This window comes from Paenibacillus sp. J5C2022 (assembly GCF_025567625.1).
GTDB lineage: Bacteria > Bacillota > Bacilli > Paenibacillales > Paenibacillaceae > Pristimantibacillus.
On sequence record NZ_JAOQJC010000099.1, the window covers coordinates 1 to 1,651 of the forward strand.

1 protein-coding gene is annotated in these 1,651 nt (G+C 47.2%); it reads right to left on the reverse strand.

Features of this window, described 5'->3' with window-relative positions; translation table 11 throughout:
• Window positions 1-15 precede the first annotated feature (15 nt).
• Complete coding sequence (locus tag M6D81_RS31425; protein WP_262681601.1) at window positions 16-1,518, reverse strand: transposase; 1,503 nt, start codon at window positions 1,516-1,518, stop codon at window positions 16-18.
• Window positions 1,519-1,651 lie beyond the last annotated feature (133 nt).

Here is a 1,651-nt window from a genome sequence, read left to right on the forward strand (position 1 = left end):
CATGACTTATGCAGTTCACGAGATTAACTGGTAATTGTGAGAATCTATGCTTGAATAAACCGGCCACCAGGTCATTAAGAGCTGGGGCGGCCAATAAGCCGAAATAAGGCTTGCAAACCGGCGTACTTCTATGTCAAAATCAATGTAGATTCGTTCGGAATTCTTATGTTTTCTGCGACGAACCTGACAACGAGTGTGGAAGAGGCCACGAACCATTTCGCCGTGGGTGTAGCCTTCATCATCACTCGTTTTTTCTTTGTTTACCTGCCACAAAGCATACGCAAGCAGCGTCTCAGTAGCGAATAGCAATTCCATATGCGCATGCTGATGCGCTTCGGATGTGGAATGGCAAGATTCAAAGCCAAGTTCCTGCTTGGCCATCCGAAAGAACACTTCAATGCGCCAGCGTTTACCGTAGACTTCAAGTGCTTGTTTCGGAACATCATGGCGGTTGCTAATGATCAAATAGGCGTCTTTGTACGTCGCAAGAGAATCTGCACCCTCCTCAGCAATTGCGGTTGCTTCTTCGTCTTCTTTCAAACGAATGGCAACGACAGCGGCAATGGGGATATAGCGATGCTTCACAGTAGGCTGCCCTTTTCGTCCAATAGCGGGGAATGGCAATTTCATATAAATGTCGGCAAGCGCGATCGCCGATAAACCGGAATTCCCTTTACTAACAAGGGATTTGTACGCTTCTTTAATCAATTGGCGTGCGGACACCGGAATATACCGTTCCCGTCGGCCAGGCTCCTTCACGAGTCGAAACAGGGCGGTGTTGCGTTTGGCCTTGGTCACCCAATCAAAGTTGTGCTCCATGAGGAACACGAAAAAATCCTTACAGAGATACCACCGATCCATGGCAATCCATAAGCGGCACGAGACGTTTTCACGCAGCATCAGGAGCATTTGCTTGGCTAAATCCAGCTTGGAGAGTCCATGCTCACCTTCTTCGACTTTGCGCCACATGCTGAAGTAAAGCGGGTACTCCAAACCGTTTTGCAGTACCGCTTGTAATACAACCAGATTCATGCACCAGCTATATGCCTTCGTAGAGGAGTCCTTGAGCCAGCAAAGATAAGGCAGGAATTTAGCAAATGGATGATTGCTGTGGGTGTCATCCAAATTGATAATATCGCCTTCATGCAATTTCGTATTCGCATCTTGTTGGAGCCTCTCGACTCGTTTTTTCCCGAAGGTACGCCAAGCAAAAGGCTTGATAAACAACCGGCTCAGCGTGTACTGCGCCAATTTGTACGGTCTAAACATCTCAATAAGCAAGGCATCTTTGGCCGCCAATTCTGCCATCTGAGAGACGGCTGTGCAGCCAGAAGATAGCCCAATCACATAGAGAAAACAGAGCATCCAGGCAGGTGTACCGTTTCGTTTGGATATGCCGGATCGCGTGAGCAGTAAAGAAAAGTCGAATTGATCCCATAGCGTCCGAAGAATAGGCGCACCAGCGCACTCACTGATCGAAAGCTTGCGAAATCGTGGTTTTTCCAAAGTTGGTTCCATATCTGAATCACCTATAATCGGAGAGATATACCCGGTTGAAAGGGTATCCTTCTCGATTATTGTGGTGGTTTCAAAAAGTCAAGAGCTTTTCCGTGTTTTCGATAACATCTTTATGACTCTTGTCAAATTACCT